The organism is Pseudonocardia sp. ZF1, from assembly GCF_056835605.1.
Window position 1 is genome coordinate 958,650 of record NZ_JAJNBY010000001.1, and the last position, 19,713, is coordinate 978,362.

Below are 19,713 nucleotides of genomic sequence, written 5' to 3' on the forward strand. Positions count from 1 at the left end.
TCAGTGAAGCAGCGACCCCCGACAGTCCGCGCGTCGTCGGATCAGGCGGTGCGCGCGGCCTGCGGTACCGGGACGGGGCGCGGGCCGGACGCGGCGGGCGGCAGGATCGCGCGGCGCCACAGCTCGGCGACCGGGACGACCCCGCGGCAGGTGCCGTCCGGGGCGACGACGACCAGGTCGTCGTAGCCGCGGGCCGGGTCGCCGGACAGGCCGATCTCCATCGCGCGGTGCAGCGGGGTCCGCTCGTCGACGGTCCGCGGCGGGTCCGCCAGCTCGGCCGCCGGCTTCTCGGCCCACAGCGCGTGCCCGAACCGGCCGGCCAGCTGGAGCAGGACGCGGCTGCGGTCGAGGTAGCCGACCGGCCGGTGCGCCCGGTCGACCAGGACGATCCCGGCCGAGTCGGGACGGGCGCGCAACGCCTCGCGTGCGGTGTCGCCGACGGCGTCGTCGGGCAGGGTCACGGCCGGCACGGCGAGCCCGCGCACCGGGGGACCGGCCGGGACGGGCACCGGGGTGGCGGCCGGCTCCGGCGTCCCGCCGCGCTCCGGCGCCGGGTGGCCGGGCCCGGGACGCCCCGGGACGGGACGGACGGCGGCGGTCCGGCCGGCGGCGGGCTGTGGCATCGCGCTCAGCAGGCCGAGCAGCTCCGCGCGGGTCGCCGGGTCGGCCTCGGGCGCGGCGCGCGTCCCACCCAGCAACGGGCCCTGGGCGAACGCGATCCCGGTCGCGAACAGCCCCGTCAGCCGGGCCGCGTCGCGGACCCCGGTCGCGGCGACCGGCGCCCCGACCGCGCGGGACACCTCGACCACGGCACGGACGGCGGCACCGGTCCCCGTGTCGAGCATTCCGTCGCAGAGGTCCGGCTCGAGCTTCACCACATCCGGCCGAACGGCGGCCACGAGCTCCGGACCGAACGCGCGCCCGGCCCCGTCGAGACCGATCCGGAACCCCCAGCGCCGCAGCTCGGCCAGTGCCAGGACGAGGTGCTCCGCCGGTGCGGCCGCGGCGATCGGCGGGCCGACCTCCAGCAGGGGAGCGACCGGGTCGGAGGTGCCGCCGAGCATGGCGCGCAGCCGGCCGCGGGCGTGGAGGACGGTGTCCGCGGCGACGTCGACCTGCACCGGGACGGCGGCACCCCAGGACCGGGCGGACGCGACCGCGGAGACCGCGGTGCCCGCGTCGAGCTCGGCGATCCGGCGGGCGTCCCAGCCGCGGTCGCGGGCCGCGACGGCCACCGCGTCGTGGTGCAGTCGCGGCACGACCTCGACCCCGGTGCAGCGACCGGAGCGCAGATCGTGCACAGGGACGTACGCGAAGCGCTGGTCGGGCATCGGAGGGATCCGTTCGGGTGACGGTGATCGACTGACGCACACACGGTGTCACGTCGATGTGGACCGAACGGGGACGCGGAGGTGAACAGCGGATGGACTGACCCGGTGCGCCCGGCCGGTGACCGGGCGCAGCCGGGATCAGGAGCGCTTCTCGCCGCGGGTCATCGCCAGCACGTCCAGGGCACGGTCCAGCTCGTCCTCGGTGAGCGTCCCGTTCGCCACGTGCCCGCGCTCGATCACGACCTCGCGGATCGTCCTCCGCTCCTTCAGTGCCTGCTTCGCGACGGCCGCCGCCTCCTCGTAGCCGATCCTCGAGTTCAGCGGGGTGACGATCGACGGGGACGACTCGGCGTACTCGCGGGTGCGCTCGAGGTCGGCCTCCATGCCGTCGACGACCTTGTCGGCGAGCAGCCGGGCGGCGTTCGCGATCAGCCGGGCGGACTCCAGAACGTTGCGCGCCATCACCGGCATCATCACGTTCAGCTCCAGGTTGCCCTGGCTGCCGGAGAAGCCGACCGTCGCGTCGTTGCCCATGACCTGCGCGCAGACCATCATCGTGGCCTCGCAGATCACCGGGTTGACCTTGCCCGGCATGATCGAGCTGCCCGGCTGCAGGTCCGGCAGGTGGATCTCGGCCAGCCCGGTGCGCGGCCCGGACGACAGCCAGCGCAGATCGTTGGCGATCTTGTAGAGCGACACGGCGACGGTGCGCAGCGCGCCGGAGGCCTCGACCAGGCCGTCGCGGGAGCCCTGGGCCTCGATGTGGTCGGTGGCCTCGGTGAGCTGCTCCAGGCCGGTCGCCTCGCGCAGCTTCGCGACCACGGCGGCGCCGAACCCGTCCGGGGCGTTCAGCCCGGTGCCGACCGCGGTCCCGCCGATCGGCAGGACGGCGAGGCGGGGGAGCGCGTCGCGGACGCGGTCGGCGCCGTAGCCGGCCTGGCTGGCCCAGCCGCCGGCCTCCTGGCCGAGGGTGATCGGGACGGCGTCCATCAGGTGGGTGCGGCCGGCCTTCACGACCTCCGACCAGTCCGCCGCACGCCGGCGCAGCGCGGCCTCGAGGTGCTGCAGCGCCGGGACCACCTCGGTCGCCAGCGCCTCGGTGGCGGCGAGGTGGATGGTCGTCGGGAAGACGTCGTTCGACGACTGCGAGGCGTTGACGTGGTCGTTCGGGTGCACGTCGGTGCCGGCGCGGGCGGCCAGCGAGGCGATCACCTCGTTGGCGTTCATGTTCGACGACGTGCCCGAGCCCGTCTGGAAGACGTCGACCGGGAAGTGGTCGTCGTGCCCGCCCGCGGCCACCTCGTCGGCGGCCGCGGCGATCGCGCGGGCCCGGTCGTCGTCCAGTACGCCCAGCTCGCCGTTCACCCGGGCCGCGGCCGCCTTGACCAGGCCGAGTGCGCGGATCTGGGCGCGCTCCAGGCCGCGGCCGGAGATCGGGAAGTTCTCCACCGCGCGCTGGGTCTGGGCCCGCCACAGCGCGTCGGCGGGGACCCGGACCTCGCCCATGGTGTCGTGCTCGATGCGGAAGTCCTCGCTCATGGGCTGAGGTCTACTCCTCCGCGACCCGTCCCGCAGTGTTAAGTGAGCCTAACCTCACGGCAGCGGCGGGGCCTCGCCCTCGACGCCGTCGAAGTCGACGGAGGAGAACTCGCGCAGCTTGGTGAGACGGTGGTAGCCGTCGATCAGCCGGACGGTGCCGGACTTGGACCGCATCACGATCGACTGGGTGGTCGCCCCGCCACCCCGGTAGTGGACGCCGCGCAGCAGGGGGCCGTCGGTGATGCCGGTGGCGCAGAAGAAGACGTTCTCGCCGCGCACGAGCTCGGCGGTGGTCAGGACCTTGTCGAGGTCGTGGCCCGCGGCGAGGGCCTTCTCGCGCTCGGCGTCGTCCTTGGGCCACAGCCGGCCCTGGATCTCGCCGCCCATGCACTTCAGCGCGGCCGCGGTGATGATCCCCTCCGGGGTGCCGCCGACGCCGTAGAGCATGTCCACGCCCGAGGTGGGACGCGCGGCGGCGATGGCACCGGCGACGTCGCCGTCGGAGATGAAGGCGATGCGGGCACCGGCCGCGCGGATCTCGGTGACGATCTGCTCGTGGCGGGGGCGGTCGAGCACGCAGACGGTGACGTCGGCGACGTCGATCTCCTTGGCCCGCGCGACCCGGCGGATGTTCTCCGCGACCGGTGCGGTGATGTCGATGGCGTCCGCGGCCTCCGGCCCGACCGCGATCTTCTCCATGTAGAAGACGGCGGACGGGTCGAACATGGCGTCCCGCTCGGCGACGGCGAGCACCGCGAGGGCGTTGGGCATGCCCTTGGCCATCAGCGTGGTGCCGTCGATGGGGTCGACGGCGACGTCGCAGAACGGGCCCTCGCCGTTCCCGACCTCCTCGCCGTTGAACAGCATCGGGGCCTCGTCCTTCTCGCCCTCGCCGATGACGACGACGCCGCGCATCGACACCGAGGAGATGAGCTGGCGCATGGCGTCGACGGCGGCACCGTCCCCGCCGTTCTTGTCGCCCTTGCCGACCCAGCGGCCCGCGGCCATCGCGGCGGCCTCGGTGACCCGGACCAGCTCCATCGCCAGGTTGCGGTCGGGCGCCTCACGACGGCGGGGGGTGGCGGGACTGGCGGGCTGGCTCACGGATACGTCTCCATTCACGGGCGGCGTGCTCGTCGGCGACGTCCCCTCGTCCGGGTTCCCACGGGCGTACGGGGAGGCGCCCGGCGATCCTCGCACGCCCGACGTCGGGGGAGCAGCGATGAGCGACCGACGCCATGCCTGGGACGATGGACACGTGAGCGCACGACCTGACCCGGGAACGCCGTCGCCGGACTCCTCGGAGCCCGCCGGGCCCCCGGCTGTCCCGGACCCGGCCGACACCTCCGGTACCGCCGGGGCCGCCGAACGGGCCACGGCCGGTGGCACCGGCCCGGACCCGGTTCCGGCGGCGGACCCGGCCGCCGCGCCCGAGGGTGCGGCCCGGTCCGGGAGGCCGCAGCCGCCGCCGGTGACCCGCCGGATCCCCGAGGCGGGTCCGCAGGCGATGCACAAGCCCGGCCGTGGCGATACGTCGGTGCGCGACCTGATCTGGGCCTGCCTGATCCTCGTCCCGGTCGCCCTGCTGATCTTCTCGGTCGGCGGGTCCTGCTCGTTCTCGCCCGGCGCCCCGGCCGAGGACGCCGAGTCGGCCCCCACCGTCGACGCCCCGGCCCGGATCGCCGAGTACGCCCGTGGCTCGGCCTTCCCGCTGCGGCTGCCGGACGTCCCGTTCCGGGTCAACTCCACCGACCGCGGCCCGGTGGAGGGCGGCGGCACCGCGGTGCGCATCGGCTTCGTCACCCCCGACGCGGACTTCCTGAGCCTGGTCCAGACCGACGGCTCGGTCGAGGGTGTCCTCGCCACCGAGTCCGGTTCCGCGGGACGCGGCGACGGCCCGCCGACGATGCGCGGCACCGTGCAGGCGGGCGGTCTGACCTGGGAGGTCTACGGCGCCGAGGGCGGCGAGCCCTTCCGGATCGCGACGCTGCCCGGACGGCCGGAGGTCCGCGTCCTGGTGACGGGCTCCGCGTCGGACGCGCAGTTCCGCACCCTCGCCGACGCCCTCGTGGAGGCACCTCCGGTCGCGCCCGCAGGATCCTGATCCGTCTCGGTGACGCTGACGCGGCACCGGCGGGGCGCGCGGGGCGAACCCGGCTCCGGACGGTCGCGACCTGCCTCAGCGGCCGAGAACGGTGTCGAGCCAGTCGAACGTGCGCTGGTGGAACAGCAAGAGCGCCCCCTCGTGGCAGTGCTCCCCGCCTCCCTCGTCCTCGCGGAACACGATCAGCTCCTTGACCGAGGTGAGCTCGTCGTACACGCGTTGCGGCTGTCCCCGGAAGAACTGGTCGTTCTCCGCCTCCAGCACCAGCGTCGGGCACGTGATGAGCCCGGTGACCCCGTTCATCGTGTAGGGCCCGGCCGCGTCGAGGAGCTCGTCGAAGTCGCGTACGCCGAAGGTCCACAGCCCGTTGAGCACGGCCCAGCGCGCACCCGTGTCCCGGGCCATCAGGGCGTCCAGCCCGCCGGGGGTCGCTGCAGCGCGGTCACCGATCGCGGCGACGACCGGCCGGAAGTCGTGGACGCCGTCGTACAGCACCGCGGCGGCCGGCCGTGGCTCGAAGGCGGCGGCCCTGGCGGCCAGGTACCCGCCCAGGCTCATGCCGATCAGGGTGAGGCGCTCCGGGTCGACCTCGGGCTGGGCGAGGGCGAGGTCGACGGCCGGAGTGACGACGGCTTCCCAGTCCGGGCGGAAGTGCAGGCCCCGGTCCCGGAGGCTCCGGCCCTGACCCGGGCCGTCGAAGGCCAGGACGTCGTAGCCGCGCCGCAGTGCGCCGGCCGCGAGCGCGAAGTAGTCCTCCTCGAGGGTGGAGTCGTAGCCGCCGTGGAAGAGCACGGTGGGCCGGCGGGCCCCGGAGTCGTCGACCAGGAACAGGTAGCCCGGCAGCGACACGTCCTCGTAGGGGATCTCGACGGCCCGGACCGGGGTGTCGAAGAGGGTGACCGCGTCCGCGAACGTCTGCTGCGACGCGGTGGCGAGCCGGGCGGACTCCGTGTCCTGCGCGGGGTTCTCGCGCCGGTAGAAGTCAGCGGTCCGGTAGTAGTTCGACGCACGCAGCAGGGCCTCCCGGGCGCTCACCGGGTGACCGGCCGCCTGCGCGTCGCGACCGATGAGCTCGACCTGCGCCGCGGTCGCGGCCCATCGCGTCGACCAGGCGTCATGGTCGCCCTCCGGGATGTCCCGGCAGGTCACCAGGACCTCGCCGAGGTCGGCGCCGGCGTAGGCCGCGTAGCCGGCCGCGCGCAGCGCCTCGAAGGAGAAGGACTCGTCGTCGAAGAGGAACTTCATCGCCACCTCCGGTGTCCAATGGAACGAAACGGTATCGTTCCGTTTGAACGGTAGGCAGGACCGGGGACGATGTCCAGGGGTGGGTGCGGGCGCGTGGCCGCCGGGCACACGACGTGGCCCGGCGTGCCGGGTCCCGGATCGTCGCCCGGCTCGACGGACGGGGCCGTGGTCGTCGCCGCGGGTGGCCTGCCGGCGCCGGCATCCCGACCGTGTGCCGGCGGGACGGCGTCAGGAGTCGGGGTCGCGTTCCGCCTCGGCCAGCTTCTCCTCGATGCGGGTGCGGGCGCCGGCGAGCTGGGCGTCGCAGCGCTTGGCCAGGGCCTCGCCGCGCTCCCACAGTGCGACGGACTCGTCCAGGCCGAGGCCGCCGACCTCCAGCGCGCGCACGACCTCCACCAGCTCGTCGCGGGCCTTCTCGTAGCCCAGGGTCTCCACTGCCGGTCGGTCGCTCATCAGGTCTCCGGGTCGGGGGTGGTGGTCACGGTGGCGGCGACGGCGCCGTCGGCGACCCGGATCCGCAGGCCGGTGCCGGCGGGCGCGTCGGCGACCGACCGCAGCAGCGGGGGCACGTCGTCGTCGGTGCGGTCGGCGAGCTGCACGATCGCGTAGCCGCGGGCCAGGGTCGCGGTCGGGCCGAGCGCGGCGAGCCGGGCACCCAGGTGCTCCAGCTCCGACGACGACCGGTCCAGCCGGCGCAGCACCGCGCGGTGGGCGGCGGCGCGGGCGTCGGCGATCTCGCCCTCCCGGGAGGTGACCATGCGCAGCGGGTCGGCCAGCACCGGCCGTCGTCGCAGGTCGTCGAGGCGGTGCTGCTCCCGGTCGACCCAGCCGTGCAGCGCGCGGCGGGCCCGGTCGCGCAGCCCGGAGATCCGCGCGGTCTCCTCGGCGAGGTCGGGCACCAGGCTGCGTCCGGCCTCGGTGGGGGTGGAACAGCGCACGTCGGCGACGTGGTCGACCAGCGGGGTGTCCGGCTCGTGCCCGATGGCCGACACGACCGGGGTCCGGCAGGCGGCGACGGCGCGGCACAGCGTCTCGTCGGAGAAGGGCAGCAGGTCCTCGACGCTGCCGCCACCGCGGGCGAGCACTATGACCTCGACGTCCGGGTCCCGGTCGAGGGCCCGCAGCGCGCCGACGACCTGCTCGACGGCGAGCCCGCCCTGCACCGCGACGTTCTCGATCCGGAACCGCACCGCGGGCCAGCGCGAGGTCGCGTTGCGGACGACGTCGTGCTCGGCCGCCGAGTCGCGCCCGGTGACGAGGCCGATGGTGTGCGGGAGCAGCGGCGGGCGCCGCTTGAGGGCCGGGTCGAACAACCCCTCGGCGGCGAGCAGCCTGCGCAGCCGCTCGATCCGGGCCAGCAGCTCGCCGAGCCCGACCGCGCGGATCCGGTCGACGCGCAGCGACAGCGTGCCGCGCCCCAGGTAGAACGACGGCTTGCCGTGCACGATCACCCGGCTGCCCTCGGTCACGGCGCCGCCGGCGTCGCGCACGAGCGACGACGGCGCCGTCAGCTGCAGGGAGATGTCCGCGGCCGGGTCACGCAGGGTCAGGAACGCGGTCCCGGAGCGGGCGTTGACCTGCGCGAGCTGGCCCTCGACCCACACCGCGCCGAGCCGGTCGACCCACTCGGCGATCTTGCGGGCGACCGTGCGGACCGGCCACGGGGCCTCCTCGGAGGTCGTGGCGCTCAACGGTTCTCGGACACCGTCGCGATCCGGTTCGTCAGCATCGTGACGTACGGCGGCCGGTTCTCGTGCGCGGTCTCCCAGGCGAGGAGGTCCGCGAGGTCGTCGAGGCTCAGCGTGCGGAGCTTGCCGCGCAGCTGGGGCACGGTCATCGTCGGGTACTCGGGCAGCGCGGCGGGCGCGGCCGCACTCGCCTCGGCCCGGTTCGACGCCGACGCCGGACGCGGCGACGCGGGCGACCGGTCGATCGGGATGCCGGTGCGGGCGGGCCGCAGCGACGACACGGTGCCGTTGCGCCCGGCCGGGGGAGCGGCGGGCGGCAGCGGCGGGGCGATCGGCTCCGGGTCGGGCAGCGAGAGGTCGGCGCCGTCGGCCAGGTCGTCGTCGAAGGTCGCCCAGCTGGGGATGTCGTCGGCGGGCCGCAGTGTGCCCAGCGCGCGGTCGCCCTTGATGGCCAGCTCGGTGATCCGCTGCTGGAGCCGCATGGACACCTGCAGCGCCTGGCTGACCGCGGTCACCGGCAGCTCGACGGCGTGCCGCGGCAGCTCTCGGGCCTGCTCGACGGCGGTCACGACGAGGCCGGCGGCGATCCGCACGGGGAACGGCAGCGGAGACATGCACGCCATTGTCCCCTGATCCGCGGCCGCCTGTCGCGCCGGGCGCGCCGGGAGCCGGTCGGGCCGGTCACGTACGGCTGCCCGCTCCCGGGCCGGTCCGTACCCTGGGGGCCATGTCCGGTTCTGCCAAGCAGGTCCTGCTCGCCAAGCCCCGCGGCTACTGCGCGGGCGTCGACCGTGCCGTCGAGGCGGTGGAGCAGGCGCTCGACCAGTACGGCGCCCCCGTGTACGTCCGCAAGGAGATCGTGCACAACAAGCACGTGGTGGAGACGCTGCGCGAGCGCGGTGCGATCTTCGTCGACGAGGCGTCGGAGGTTCCGGAGGGCGCGCACGTGGTGTTCTCCGCGCACGGCGTCTCGCCCGCGGTCCGCGACGAGGCCGCGGGCCGGAACCTGCAGACCATCGACGCGACCTGCCCGCTGGTGACCAAGGTCCACCAGGAGGCGAAGCGGTTCGCCCGCGAGGACTACGACATCCTGCTCGTCGGGCACGCCGGGCACGAGGAGGTCGAGGGGACCTCCGGTGAGGCGCCGCAGCACATCCAGCTCGTCGAGTCCGCCGCCGACGTCGACTCCGTGACCGTCCGCGACCCGGAGCGGGTCGTGTGGCTGTCGCAGACCACGCTGAGCGTCGACGAGACGATGGACACCGTCCGTGCGCTGCGCGAACGGTTCCCGAAGCTGCAGAACCCGCCGTCGGACGACATCTGCTACGCCACGCAGAACCGCCAGGTCGCGGTGAAGACGATGGCGCCGCGCTGCGACCTGGTGCTGGTCGTCGGGTCGCGGAACTCGTCGAACTCGGTGCGCCTGGTCGAGGTCGCACTGGGCGCCGGGGCCGGTGCCTCGTACCTGATCGACTACGCCCGCGAGATCGACGAGTCCTGGCTCGACGGCGTCACGACGGTCGGGATCACCAGCGGTGCGTCGGTTCCGGAGATCCTCGTGCAGGGTGTCGTCGAGTACCTCGCCGAGCGCGGCTTCGGCTCGGTCGAGGAGGTCGACACCGCCGAGGAGACGCTGACCTTCTCGCTGCCCCGCGAGCTGCGCCCGCCGCGCGGCCGGTCGCTGGGCCTGACCCCGGTGAACTGACCCGCGGCACACACGACGGAGGCCCCGGACCGACCCGGTCCGGGGCCTCACGTGTGTACGGGGCGGGGGATCAGCCCGCGGCGCGGTCCGCCTGGACCTGCTTGGCCGACACCACCTGCACCTGGTCGCCGATCTGCAGGGTGTCGAACCAGAGCTTCGCGTTCTCCGGGGTGAGCCGGACGCAGCCCGCCGACGGGGTGTCGGTGCGGCCCTCGTGGAAGGCGATGCCGCCGTCCTGGAAGAACACCGCCCACGGCATCGGGGCGGGCTCGCCGTTGGTCATCGTGTACTCGCCGCTCTTGTGCAGCTGCTCCTTGCGGTAGACCCGCAGGGAGTGGCCGACCGGGGTCTCCTTGCCCGGGCCGCCGATGGCGACCGGGACGGGCCCGTGGGTGATCTTCCCGTCGGTGAACAGCCAGGAGCGCTGGGTGTCGAGGTCGACGCAGGCGCGGGCCGTGACGGTGCACGGGGTGCCCGCGACGAGCGGCTGGTCCCGGAAGGCCTGCGCGGCCGGGGTCCCGGCGATCGCGGTGCCGACGCCGATCAGCGCGACGGCCGCGGCGACCAGCGCGACGACGATCGCGGGTCGTGTCCTGCGGGGGCTGCGGGTGGTCGACATGGCTCTCCAGTGGGTCCGGCGTGCGTCGGGGAGCGGCGGGGTCACGCCGTGCCCCCGATGGGAAGACGCTCGGGAGGGCAGTGGGTTGCTCCCATTGTCCGATCCGTCGTCACCCGGGCGTTCTGCGGGGTACGTTCCGGCCGTCCACCTGGGCGGATGCGTCCGGACGACCGTGGCTGCGCCGGGTGGCGGTCAGCGGGTGTCGCGGCGTGTCCGGCCGGTCGCGCCGCGTGTCGACCCACGGGAGGGGTCGGAGCGGGAGGAGTCGGCGCGCGCGGAGCCGGAGCGCGCGATCCCGGTGGAGCGCGCTGCGGAGCCGGTGCGGGAGACCCCGGTGCCGGTGGACCCGGTGCGCCCGGTGGACCCGGTGCGACCGGCGCTCCCGGTGCGGACCGATCCGGTGCGGGCGGTGCCGGTCGTCGAGCCGGTGCGGGCGGTGCCGGTGGTGCGGGAGCGGGCCGCGGTCGTCGTCGCGGTGCCGGTGCCGCGCGGTGCCCGGGTCCGTCCGCCGGGACCGTCGGGGTCGTACCCGCCCGGGTCGCGGCCCAGTCGCTGCCGCAGCCGCCCGACGGCGTCGTCCGGGCCGAGACGCTGGCGCAGCACGCGCAGACCGGCGACGAGCAGGACGACCAGCGTCGTCACCGCCATCGCCGGGAACGCGTTGATCAGCGGGGCGCCCGCCATGAGCAGGCTCTGCGCCGTGCCGCCGCCGGACGGGGCGCCGATCAGCACCGCGACCAGCGGTACGACGACGGCGAGCAGCAGCGGCGGCTGCACGGTCGGGAGGAACAGCCCGCGCCGGCGGACCCAGGACACCGCGAGGACGCAGCCGAGCAGATAGCAGACCTCGAACACCCGGCCGACGGTGCCGATCCGCAGCAGGTCCACCAGGACCCCGAGGGCGGTGGTGCCGACGGCCAGACCGGTCGCCGCGAGCGGCGGGATGCCGAGCACCGGGGGGAGCAGGGACCGCTCACGCACCGGCCAGCCGCCGCGCGCGGGGGCGGACCCCCGGCCGGGCCGGCGGGCCGAAGTCGATCGGGCCGTGGTCACCCGGTCAGCCTAACCCCTCCCGCCACGGTGTCCCCGCCCCCTCGTCGCGAGCCGTGTCGCCGTCGCCGAACGTGCCCGGATGTGCGCCGTCGGGTCGGCCACCGCCGGATCGGGTGCCGTCCGGCCGGTGGTGGTCGGGCCGCCCGAGGTCCTCCAGGGACACCAGCGAGTCCCCGGCCGAGGCGACCAGCTCGGGCGCGGAGACGCCGCGCGGGGTCCGGTCGACCGTCGCGGGGGTGCCCAGCTCCGTGTCGGACACCTGCAGCTCGGTGAACTTGCGGGCGCTCACCAGGACGCGCGCCTCCAGCGAGGAGACGGTCCGGTTGTAGCTGTCCACCACCGCGTCCAGGCTGCGGCCGAGCTTCGCGACGTGCGTGCCCATCGTCGCGAGGCGCCCGTGCAGCTCGCGCCCGAGCCGGTGCACCTGGGCGGCGTTGCGGGCCAGGGCCTCCTGCTTCCAGCCGTAGGCGACGGTGCGCAGCAGCGCGACGAGGGTGGTCGGCGTCGAGAGCACGACGTTGCGGCCGAAGGCGTACTCCAGCAGCCCCGGGTCCGAGCGCAGCGCCGCCTCCAGGAAGGGGTCGCCCGGCACGAACAGCACCACGAACTCCGGTGTCGGCTCGAACGACTCCCAGTAGGCCTTGGCCGAGAGCTGGTCCACGTGCGTGCGCAGCTGCCGGGCGTGCGCCGCGAGCCGTTCGGTGTGCACGTCCGGGTCCGAGGCCTCGACCGCCTGCAGGTAGGCCGCGAACGGCACCTTCGCGTCGACGACGACCTGCTTGCCGCCCGCGAGCCGGACCAGCATGTCCGGGCGGACCCCGCCGTCCTCCCCGGCGGCGGACACCTGGGTGGAGAAGTCGCAGTGCTCGAGCATCCCGGCCATCTCCGCGACCCGCTGCAGCTGCATCTCGCCCCACCGGCCCCGCACCTGCGGTGCCCGCAGCGCGTTGACCAGCGCCTTCGTCTCGGTGCCGAGCTTGTCCGAGCTCGCCGCCATCGCCCTGACCTGCTCGCGGAGCCCGGCGTAGGCGGACTCGCGCTCCTTCTCCACCGTCCGCAGCTGCCCCTCGACCCGGCCCAGCGCCGCCGAGACCGGATCGAGCAGCTGCTCGACGGCCTTCGCGCGGGCGGCCTGGTCGCCGTCGGCCTTCGCCGCGAGCGCGGCGGTCGCCTCCTTGAGCCTGCTCTCCGCCAGCGCCACGAACGCCTCGTTGTTACGGGCCAGCGCGTCCTGCGACAGCGCGGCGAAGGAGTCCTTCAGCTCGGCCTCGCGGCGCACCGTCGCGGCCTCGGCCCCGGCCCGGGCCTCCCGCTCGGCGCGCAGCGCGGCGGTGGCTCCCGCGGCGTCGGACTCGGCCCGCCGGGCGCGGATCGTCGCGTCGTCGAGGGACTCGTGCAGCTCCTCGACCCGTTCGAGCAGCGCGGCGCGCTCGGCGCGCAGGCCCGCCGCGTCGGCCCGGGTGGTGGCGGCGGTGTTCGCGGCGGCCCGGGCCGCCTCGGCCGCCTCGGCCCGGAACCGGGCGGCGACCACCGACCGGACCACGGCGGCGGCGACCGCCGCACCGAGCAGCGATCCGAGGAGCAGGCTGAGGACGTCCACCCCCGCAGCGTGCACCGCGCCCCCGACAGTTCCGCGTCGCCGCAGCTCAGCGGCGTGTCCGGAGCCGGGTGTCTCGCACGGGCACGCACGGGGGACGGCCGGCGGCCGGCCGGGTTGCCCCGGCGAGGCGGATGCCACGCCGGGCGAACCGGTTCGCGATGCACACGTCTTTCCCGGTGTCGGACCTTCGGGGGCCCGACGGTCCGGGCCGGGGGGCCCGGGCGCACCGCGAGAGTGAGAGAGGTACCTGTGATGACCACCCGACTCGCCCGCACCATCGGCCGTACGGCCGCCACGACCACCGCCGCCCTGGCGGTCGCCGCCGCGTCCGTGCTCGTCCCGGCCGGGGTCGCCTCGGCCGCACCCGCGACGCCGGCGGGGGACCCGGCGCCCAGTGCCTGCCGCCCGGCGAACCAGCAGGCGACGATCCACCCGGCCCCGGGCAGCGCCGGACACCGTCACTACACGGTCGTGCTCAGTGCGGCCCCCGGCACGTCGCCGTGCCTGCTGTCCGGATCGCCGTCGGACCTGGTGTTCAGCCTGAACGGCTCGCCGCGCGCCTCCGAGGTCGCGGTGCCCTACGGCGACCAGACCCGCGCCGTCGGGTTCGGGCCGGGCGAGCCCGTGCAGTTCGACGTGCAGGTCCGCGACTCCGCCGGACCCGCCCGGGCGAACGAGCTGCAGTTCTCGCTGCACGGTCCCGGCGGTGACATCCCGGGTAGCTTCCTGGCCCGCGGACCGATCGGCGTCGACGCCGGCATCCAGGTCGGGCCGGTCACCGAGCGCTGACCCGGGGCGGGACCACCGGACACGCGGCGGCCGCGGTGCGCGATCCGCGGCCGCCGCGGTGGTCTCAGACCGCCTCGTGCTCCAGCAGCCACCGCTTCACGGCCAGGCCGTAGCGGAACCCGCCGAGCGTCCCGTCGGTGCGCAGCACGCGGTGGCACGGGACGAACAGCGCCGCCGCGTTGTGCGCGCAGGCGCCCGCCGCGGCCCGCACCGCCGCGGGGCGGCCGGTCTTCTCGGCGTAGCCGGTGTAGGTGACCGGTGCCCCCGCGGGGACGGTCCGCAGCACGTCCCACGCCAGCTCCCGGTAGGGGCCGGACCGCTGGCGGACGGGCACGTCGTCGATCACCGACAGGTCGCCGCCGTGGTAGCGGTCGACCGCCTCGCCGACCGCACCGAGGTCGCCCTCGACCACGGTCGCCGGGGCCAGCGAGCGGTGCACCAGGGCGAGCAGCTCGTCGACCGAGGCGGTCCAGCCGGAGGCGAGGACGTGTCCGTCGGCGTCGTCGACGACGGCGGTGAACGGCCCGGCCGGGGTGTCCCGTGTGGACCAGGTCGCTGTGCTCATGCGCTCCTCCGAGCAGTGGTGGTGGCGGCGGACGTCGCGGCCCGCCAGAGATGGGTGGCGGCGTAGGACCGCCAGGGGGCCCAGGCGTGGGCGCGCGCGGTGAGCGCCGCCTCGCCGCCGGGCAGTCCGAGCGCCTCGGCTCCGCGGCGCACCGCGAGGTCGGAGGCGAGCAGCTCGTCGGGGTCGCCTAGGACGCGCATGGCCAGGTAGCCGGCGCTCCACGGACCGATCCCGGGCAGCGCGCACAGCTCGGCGCGCAGCCCGTCCGGGTCGCGCCCGGGGTCGAGGGCGAGGGTGCCGCCGGCGAGCGCGGCACACAGCCCCCGCAGCGACGACGCCCGACGCGCCGGCCCCGCGATGTCGGCGTCGGCGAGGGTCTCCGGCCCGGGGAACAGCAGGTGCGGCCCGTCGTCGTCGCGCAGCTCGGCGGGCAGCGGCGTCCCGTGCACGGCCGCGAGACGGGCCGCGGCGGTACGGGCGGCGGCGACCGACACCTGCTGGCCCAGCACCGTGCGCACCGCCGTCTCGGCCGGGTCGACGGTGCCCGCCAGCCGGATCCCGGGCGTCGCGGCGACCACCGGGGCGAGGGCGTCGTCGGCGCCCAGCACGGCGTCGACGGCGAGCGGGTCGGCGTCGAGGTCGAGCAGCCGGCGCAGCCGGGACACCGCAGGCCCGACGTCCCGGGGGTCGGACGCCCGCAGCGTCGCCACCACGGACCCGGCCCGCGCGGTCAGGTCCAGCGCGACGACGGCCGGTCCGTGCGGCAGCCGCAGCGTGCGCCGGTAGGTGCCGCCGGTGACGGCCTCGACGCCGTCGACGGCGCGGGCCGCGAGGTGGTCGAGCAGGCCGTGCGGGTCGAACGGGGACCGGTAGGGCAGGCGCAGGACCAGCGCCCCCGGCGGACCGGGCTCACGGGTCCGCGACCGGCGGGCGGCCTCGGCGCGCAGCTGTGAGGGCGGGACGCCGTAGACGGTCCGGACGGTGTCGTTGAACTGGCGGACGCTGCCGAACCCGGCGGCGAACGCGACGTCGGCCAGCCCGAGCGGGGTGGTCTCGACGAGGATGCGGGCGGTGTGCGCGCGCTGCGCGCGGGCCAGGGCCAGCGGCCCGGCGCCCACCTCGGAGGTGAGGATCCGGCCGAGCTGGCGGGGCGAGTAGCCCAGCCGCGACGCGAGCCCGGGGACCCCGTCGCGCTCGACGACGCCGTCGGCGATCAGGCGCATGGCCCGCCCGGCGGCGTCCGCGCGCAGGTTCCACTCCGGCGAGCCGGGGACGGCGTCGGGCAGGCACCGCCGGCAGGCCCGGTAGCCCGCGGTCTGCGCGGCGGCCGCGGTGCGCAGGAACTCGACGTTGCGCGAGCGCGGAGGCGGTACCGGGCAGGACGGGCGGCAGTAGATGCCGGTGGTGCGCACGGCCGTGACGAACTGGCCGTCGAACCGCGCGTCCTTGGCGGCGACGGCGCGGTAACAGGAGTCGTGGTCGAGCAGCACGGCACCGACGATGCCACTCCGCGGCCGCCGTCACTGGCGGGAATCGGTCACCGGTGTCCGGTCTACGGGCAGAGCGCGCCCGACACCCATCCCTGCTCGCAGGCGAAGCGGACCTCCTCCTCGCGCGAGGCGTCCCGGTCGGGGACCCCCGACGGGCGCTCGCGGGTCCGCTCCGGGGTGGTGCGCGGAGGGTCGGCCGGGGCCGGGGTCGCGACGGGGGCGGGCTCGACCGGCTCGGGGCCGCCGTCTCCCGCTCCCGGGTGACGGCGCCGGTGTCGTCGCCGGTGTCGTCGCGCACGACGGGTGCGTTCCCGCCGGACGGTGCCGGTGCCGGTGCCGGGGCCGGGACGAGCGGCGGGGAGCGGGCGCGGGCGGGGCGGGTGCGGCCGGCGGTGCCGGGGGTAGCGCGGGCTCCTCCCGGCCGGCCGCGGTCAGCGACACCGCGGACACGGTCCCGGCGGTGGTCAGGACCGCGACCCCCGCGGTCAGCAGGGCGTGCATTCCGGGCAGGCGCACGACGTCCCCCTCGGTCTCGGTCGTCGAAGCTCGGCCCGGACGGATGTGGTGCACGGCCGTCCGGGTGATGGGAGCGGTTCGACGATGGCTGTACGTCACCTGTGCGTCGTGCGACGGAGTATGCCTTACGCCCAACGGAGCAACGTCGGCGACTGACGGTGATCTTCCGCGGTGGATGTCGTGTCCCGGCCCCGGGGTGGGTACGGGATCATGGTCGTCGGCACGGACGAACTGGAGGCGATCATCGCGACCGAGGCCGTCGAGACCGGCCCCGGGCCCCGTCGCGCCGGGCGGGTGACCGCGGCCCGCACCCGCATCGTCGGGTGGGTCCTGCTGCTCGTGCTGGCCTCGCTGGGCGTCGTCACGCTGCTGACCTGGATGTTGCTGATCGACGAGACCGACCGCCGGATCGACGGCGCGCTGAACTCCGAGATCGCCGAGTTCGCCCGCGTCACCGAGACCGGCGTCAACCCGACGACCGGCCAGCCGTACTCCTCTGTCGACGAGATCCTGCGGTCGGTGATCGCCGCCAACGTCGCGCGGCCGAACGAGAAGTTCCTCGGCTACCTCGACGGGCGCTTCCGCTGGGAGTCCCGGCGGACCAGCCCGCGGGTGCTGCTGCGCGAGGACCCGGCGTTCGCCGCGCTGGTCGCGGACGTGCGCCGTCCCACCCGCGGCTCCTACCTCAGCTCGGCGGGCGAGGTGCGCTGGTCGGCCCTGCCGGTCGGGCTCGCCGGCGACCCGCAGCGCGGCGTCATCGTGATCGGCTACTTCACCGAGCGCGAGCACGACTTCGCCCACGAGGCCGCGCGGCTGATGGGGCTGGTCGGGTTCGGGACGGCGCTGCTGTCCGCGGTCGGGGCGTGGCTGGTGGCCGGGCGCATCCTGCAACCGCTGCGCGACGTCGCCGCGACGGCCCGCACCATCACCGGGCGGGACCTGTCGCGCCGGGTGCCGCAGCGCGCACGGGCCCGCGACGAGATCGCCGAGCTGGCCACCACGCTGAACGCGATGCTCGACCGGGTGCAGAGCGGGATGGTGTCCCAGCGGCGGTTCGTCGACGACGCCGGGCACGAGCTGCGCACCCCGATCACCATCGTCCGGGGGCACCTCGGGGTGCTCGACCCGCGCGACCCCGACGACGTCGCCGAGACCGTCGCCCTGGTCGACGACGAGCTGGAGCGCATGAACCGGCTGGTGTCGGAGATGCTCGCGCTGACCCGGGCCGAGCAGCCGTCGCTGCTGCGGACCGAGACCGTCGACGTCGGCGTGCTGACCCGGGAGCTGTTCGAGAAGCTGACCGGCCTCGCCGACCGGGACTGGCGGCTGGAGTCGGTGGCCGCGGTGCGGTGCCGGATGGACCCGCAGCGGATCACCCAGGCCGTCGTCGCGCTGGCCGACAACGCGACCCGGTTCACCGGTGACGGCGACCGGATCGCGCTCGGCTCGGAGGCGGTCGACGGGCGGGTGCGGATCTGGGTGGCCGACTCCGGACCGGGCGTCGCACCGGAGGACCGGCACCGGGTGTTCCGGCGCTTCGCGCGCGGCGACGACGCGCCCCGCTCCGACGGCGCCGGGCTCGGGCTGTCCATCGTCGAGGCCATCGCGACGACGCACGGCGGCCGTGTGCTGCTCGAGAGCACGCCCGGGCACGGGGCGACCTTCACGCTGGACCTGCCGAGGAGCGAGACGTGAGCAGCCGGATCCTGGTGGCCGAGGACGAGCCGCGCATCGCGTCGTTCGTGAAGAAGGGCCTGGTCGGGGCCGGGTTCGAGGTCACCGTCGTCGCCGACGGGGCCGGCGTGCACGACCACGCCGTGACCGGTGGGTTCGACCTGCTGGTGCTCGACATCGGGCTGCCCGGGATGGACGGCTTCGAGGTCCTGCGCCGGCTGCGGGCGGCGGGCAGCGCCGTCCCGGTGATCATCCTGACCGCGCGCGACAGCGTGCACGACACCGTCGCCGGGCTGACCGGCGGCGCCGACGACTACATGGCCAAGCCGTTCCGGTTCGAGGAGCTGGTGGCCCGGATCCGGCTACGGCTGGAGCGCGCCCGCCCCGTCCCGGACCCGGACGTGCTGACCTTCCACGGGCTCGAGCTCGACCCCCGTACCCGGCACGTGAGCGTGCACGGCCGCACCGTCGAGCTGTCGGCGCGCGAGTGCGCGCTGGCCGAGACGTTCCTGCGTCACCCGGGTCAGGTGCTGTCCCGCGACCAGCTGCTCCGGCTGGTGTGGGGGCCCGACGGGTCGGGGGCGTCGTCCAACGTCGTGGACGTCTACGTCCGCTACCTGCGCCGCAAGCTCGGCGCCGGCTGGATCGCGACCGTGCGCGGCGCGGGCTACCGGCTCGAACCGGGCTGAGCGGACCCGACTACCCTGGTCGTCCGTGTCCCTCACCCTCGGCATCGTCGGCCTGCCCAACGTCGGCAAGTCGACCCTGTTCAACGCGCTGACCCGCAACGACGTGCTCGCCGCGAACTACCCGTTCGCGACGATCGAGCCCAACGTCGGCGTCGTCCCGCTCCCCGACGCGCGCCTCGGGACGCTGGCCGAGATCTTCTCGTCGGAGAAGATCATCCCGGCGTCGGTGTCCTTCGTCGACATCGCCGGCATCGTCAAGGGCGCGTCCGAGGGCGCGGGCCTGGGCAACAAGTTCCTCGCGAACATCCGTGAGTCCGACGCGATCTGCCAGGTCGTGCGCGTCTTCGACGACCCGGACGTGGTGCACGTCGACGGCCGCATCGACGCCGCGAGCGACATCGAGACGATCGCGACCGAGCTGGTCCTGGCCGACCTGCAGACGCTGGAGAAGGCGATCCCGCGGCTGGAGAAGGAGGCCCGCACCCAGAAGGACCGCAAGCCGGTCCTGGACGCCGCGAACGCCGCCGTCGCGATCCTCAACGAGGGCCGGACGCTGTTCCAGGCGAACGCCGACACCGAGCTGCTGCGCGAGCTGACCCTGCTCACCACGAAGCCGTTCCTCTACGTCTTCAACGCCGACGAGGCCGTCCTCACCGACGACGCCCGGCGCAAGGAGCTCACCGAGCTCGTCGCCCCCGCCCAGGCGGTCTTCCTCGACGCCAAGGTCGAGGCCGAGCTGCTGGAGCTCGACGACTCCTCCGCCGCCGAGCTGCTGGAGTCCATCGGGCAGGACGAGCCGGGCCTGGCCCAGCTCGCCCGGGCCGGGTTCTCCACCCTCGGGCTGCAGACCTACCTGACCGCCGGGCCCAAGGAGTCGCGCGCCTGGACCATCCCGCAGGGCGCCACCGCGCCGCAGGCGGCCGGGGTCATCCACACCGACTTCGAGCGGGGCTTCATCAAGGCCGAGATCGTCTCCTTCGACGACCTGGTCGCCGCGGGGTCGATGAACGCCGCGAAGGCCGCGGGCAAGGTGCGGATGGAGGGGAAGGACTACGTCATGCACGACGGCGACGTGGTCGAGTTCCGCTTCAACGTCTGACCGACCC

General features: G+C 75.2%; 18 protein-coding genes. 6 read left to right on the forward strand and 12 right to left on the reverse strand.

Annotated elements, in window-relative coordinates:
• Positions 1–41: 41 nt before the first annotated feature.
• The 3 genes from ZF1_RS04885 to glpX all read right to left on the reverse strand — a co-directional run bounded on the left by ZF1_RS04885 (position 42) and on the right by glpX (position 3,911).
• Positions 42–1,331 carry an EAL domain-containing protein gene (locus tag ZF1_RS04885; protein ID WP_482636597.1) on the reverse strand — a complete coding sequence of 430 codons (1,290 nt, stop codon included), beginning with the start codon at positions 1,329–1,331 and terminating at the stop codon, positions 42–44.
• Between the two features lie 138 nt (positions 1,332–1,469).
• Entirely contained in the window at positions 1,470–2,870 is a 1,401-nt protein-coding gene (locus tag ZF1_RS04890; protein ID WP_405419278.1) for a class II fumarate hydratase, read from the reverse strand.
• A gap of 54 nt (positions 2,871–2,924) precedes the next feature.
• On the reverse strand, positions 2,925–3,911 hold the full coding sequence (glpX, locus tag ZF1_RS04895; protein WP_178374467.1) for a class II fructose-bisphosphatase: 987 nt from the start codon (positions 3,909–3,911) through the stop codon (positions 2,925–2,927).
• A 217-nt stretch (positions 3,912–4,128) separates the two neighbouring features.
• On the opposite strand from glpX, the gene ZF1_RS04900 reads away from it, so the two are divergent.
• On the forward strand, positions 4,129–4,974 hold the full coding sequence (locus tag ZF1_RS04900) for a DUF4245 domain-containing protein (RefSeq protein WP_482636598.1): 846 nt from the start codon (positions 4,129–4,131) through the stop codon (positions 4,972–4,974).
• 75 nt (positions 4,975–5,049) lie between these two features.
• Here ZF1_RS04900 and ZF1_RS04905 read toward each other — a convergent pair whose 3' ends face one another.
• From ZF1_RS04905 to ZF1_RS04920, 4 genes are all read right to left on the reverse strand, one after another.
• Complete coding sequence (locus tag ZF1_RS04905) at positions 5,050–6,219, reverse strand: alpha/beta hydrolase family protein (RefSeq protein ID WP_482636599.1); 1,170 nt, start codon at positions 6,217–6,219, stop codon at positions 5,050–5,052.
• Between the two features lie 228 nt (positions 6,220–6,447).
• A complete protein-coding gene (locus ZF1_RS04910; protein ID WP_178374371.1) occupies positions 6,448–6,672 on the reverse strand; it encodes an exodeoxyribonuclease VII small subunit in 225 nt (74 codons plus the stop codon).
• Complete coding sequence (gene xseA / locus ZF1_RS04915) at positions 6,672–7,910, reverse strand: exodeoxyribonuclease VII large subunit (protein ID WP_482636600.1); 1,239 nt, start codon at positions 7,908–7,910, stop codon at positions 6,672–6,674. The genes ZF1_RS04910 and xseA overlap by 1 nt, the downstream gene beginning before the upstream one ends.
• Complete coding sequence (locus ZF1_RS04920; RefSeq protein WP_476653872.1) at positions 7,907–8,521, reverse strand: lipid droplet-associated protein; 615 nt, start codon at positions 8,519–8,521, stop codon at positions 7,907–7,909. Before ZF1_RS04920 ends, xseA begins: the two co-directional genes overlap by 4 nt.
• Positions 8,522–8,634: 113 nt before the next feature.
• Here ZF1_RS04920 and ZF1_RS04925 point away from each other — a divergent pair, with 113 nt between their 5' ends.
• Positions 8,635–9,612 carry a 4-hydroxy-3-methylbut-2-enyl diphosphate reductase gene (locus tag ZF1_RS04925; RefSeq protein WP_178374368.1) on the forward strand — a complete coding sequence of 326 codons (978 nt, stop codon included), beginning with the start codon at positions 8,635–8,637 and terminating at the stop codon, positions 9,610–9,612.
• A 70-nt stretch (positions 9,613–9,682) separates the two neighbouring features.
• On the opposite strand, the gene ZF1_RS04930 is transcribed toward ZF1_RS04925, so the two are convergent.
• The 3 genes from ZF1_RS04930 to ZF1_RS04940 all read right to left on the reverse strand — a co-directional run bounded on the left by ZF1_RS04930 (position 9,683) and on the right by ZF1_RS04940 (position 12,884).
• On the reverse strand, positions 9,683–10,231 hold the full coding sequence (locus ZF1_RS04930) for a L,D-transpeptidase (protein ID WP_062400384.1): 549 nt from the start codon (positions 10,229–10,231) through the stop codon (positions 9,683–9,685).
• A 192-nt stretch (positions 10,232–10,423) separates the two neighbouring features.
• The gene (locus tag ZF1_RS04935) at positions 10,424–11,284 is read right to left on the reverse strand and encodes a DUF6542 domain-containing protein (RefSeq protein WP_482636601.1); all 861 of its coding nucleotides are present in this window, start codon (positions 11,282–11,284) and stop codon (positions 10,424–10,426) included.
• Positions 11,285–11,288: 4 nt separating this feature from the next.
• Positions 11,289–12,884, reverse strand: a complete 1,596-nt coding sequence (locus tag ZF1_RS04940) for a DNA recombination protein RmuC (protein ID WP_482636602.1) — start codon at positions 12,882–12,884, stop codon at positions 11,289–11,291.
• 252 nt (positions 12,885–13,136) lie between these two features.
• Between ZF1_RS04940 and ZF1_RS04945 the strand changes: the two genes are divergently transcribed.
• On the forward strand, positions 13,137–13,673 hold the full coding sequence (locus ZF1_RS04945) for a hypothetical protein (RefSeq protein WP_482636603.1): 537 nt from the start codon (positions 13,137–13,139) through the stop codon (positions 13,671–13,673).
• A gap of 64 nt (positions 13,674–13,737) precedes the next feature.
• Here the strand turns inward: ZF1_RS04945 and ZF1_RS04950 are convergent, their stop codons facing one another.
• Entirely contained in the window at positions 13,738–14,238 is a 501-nt protein-coding gene (locus ZF1_RS04950; protein ID WP_062400390.1) for a methylated-DNA--[protein]-cysteine S-methyltransferase, read from the reverse strand.
• Positions 14,235–15,728, reverse strand: coding sequence for a DNA-3-methyladenine glycosylase 2 family protein (locus ZF1_RS04955; protein WP_482636604.1), 1,494 nt, complete (start codon positions 15,726–15,728; stop codon positions 14,235–14,237). The genes ZF1_RS04950 and ZF1_RS04955 overlap by 4 nt, the downstream gene beginning before the upstream one ends.
• A 726-nt stretch (positions 15,729–16,454) precedes the next feature.
• Between ZF1_RS04955 and ZF1_RS04960 the strand changes: the two genes are divergently transcribed.
• The 3 genes from ZF1_RS04960 to ychF are packed head-to-tail and all read left to right on the forward strand — an operon-like array spanning position 16,455 to position 19,706.
• Complete coding sequence (locus tag ZF1_RS04960; RefSeq protein WP_482636605.1) at positions 16,455–17,939, forward strand: sensor histidine kinase; 1,485 nt, start codon at positions 16,455–16,457, stop codon at positions 17,937–17,939.
• Positions 17,936–18,607: a response regulator transcription factor gene (locus tag ZF1_RS04965; RefSeq protein ID WP_482636606.1), complete on the forward strand. Its 672-nt coding sequence runs from the start codon at positions 17,936–17,938 to the stop codon at positions 18,605–18,607. The genes ZF1_RS04960 and ZF1_RS04965 overlap by 4 nt, the downstream gene beginning before the upstream one ends.
• Before the next feature lie 25 nt (positions 18,608–18,632).
• On the forward strand, positions 18,633–19,706 hold the full coding sequence (gene ychF, locus ZF1_RS04970) for a redox-regulated ATPase YchF (protein ID WP_482636607.1): 1,074 nt from the start codon (positions 18,633–18,635) through the stop codon (positions 19,704–19,706).
• Positions 19,707–19,713 lie beyond the last annotated feature (7 nt).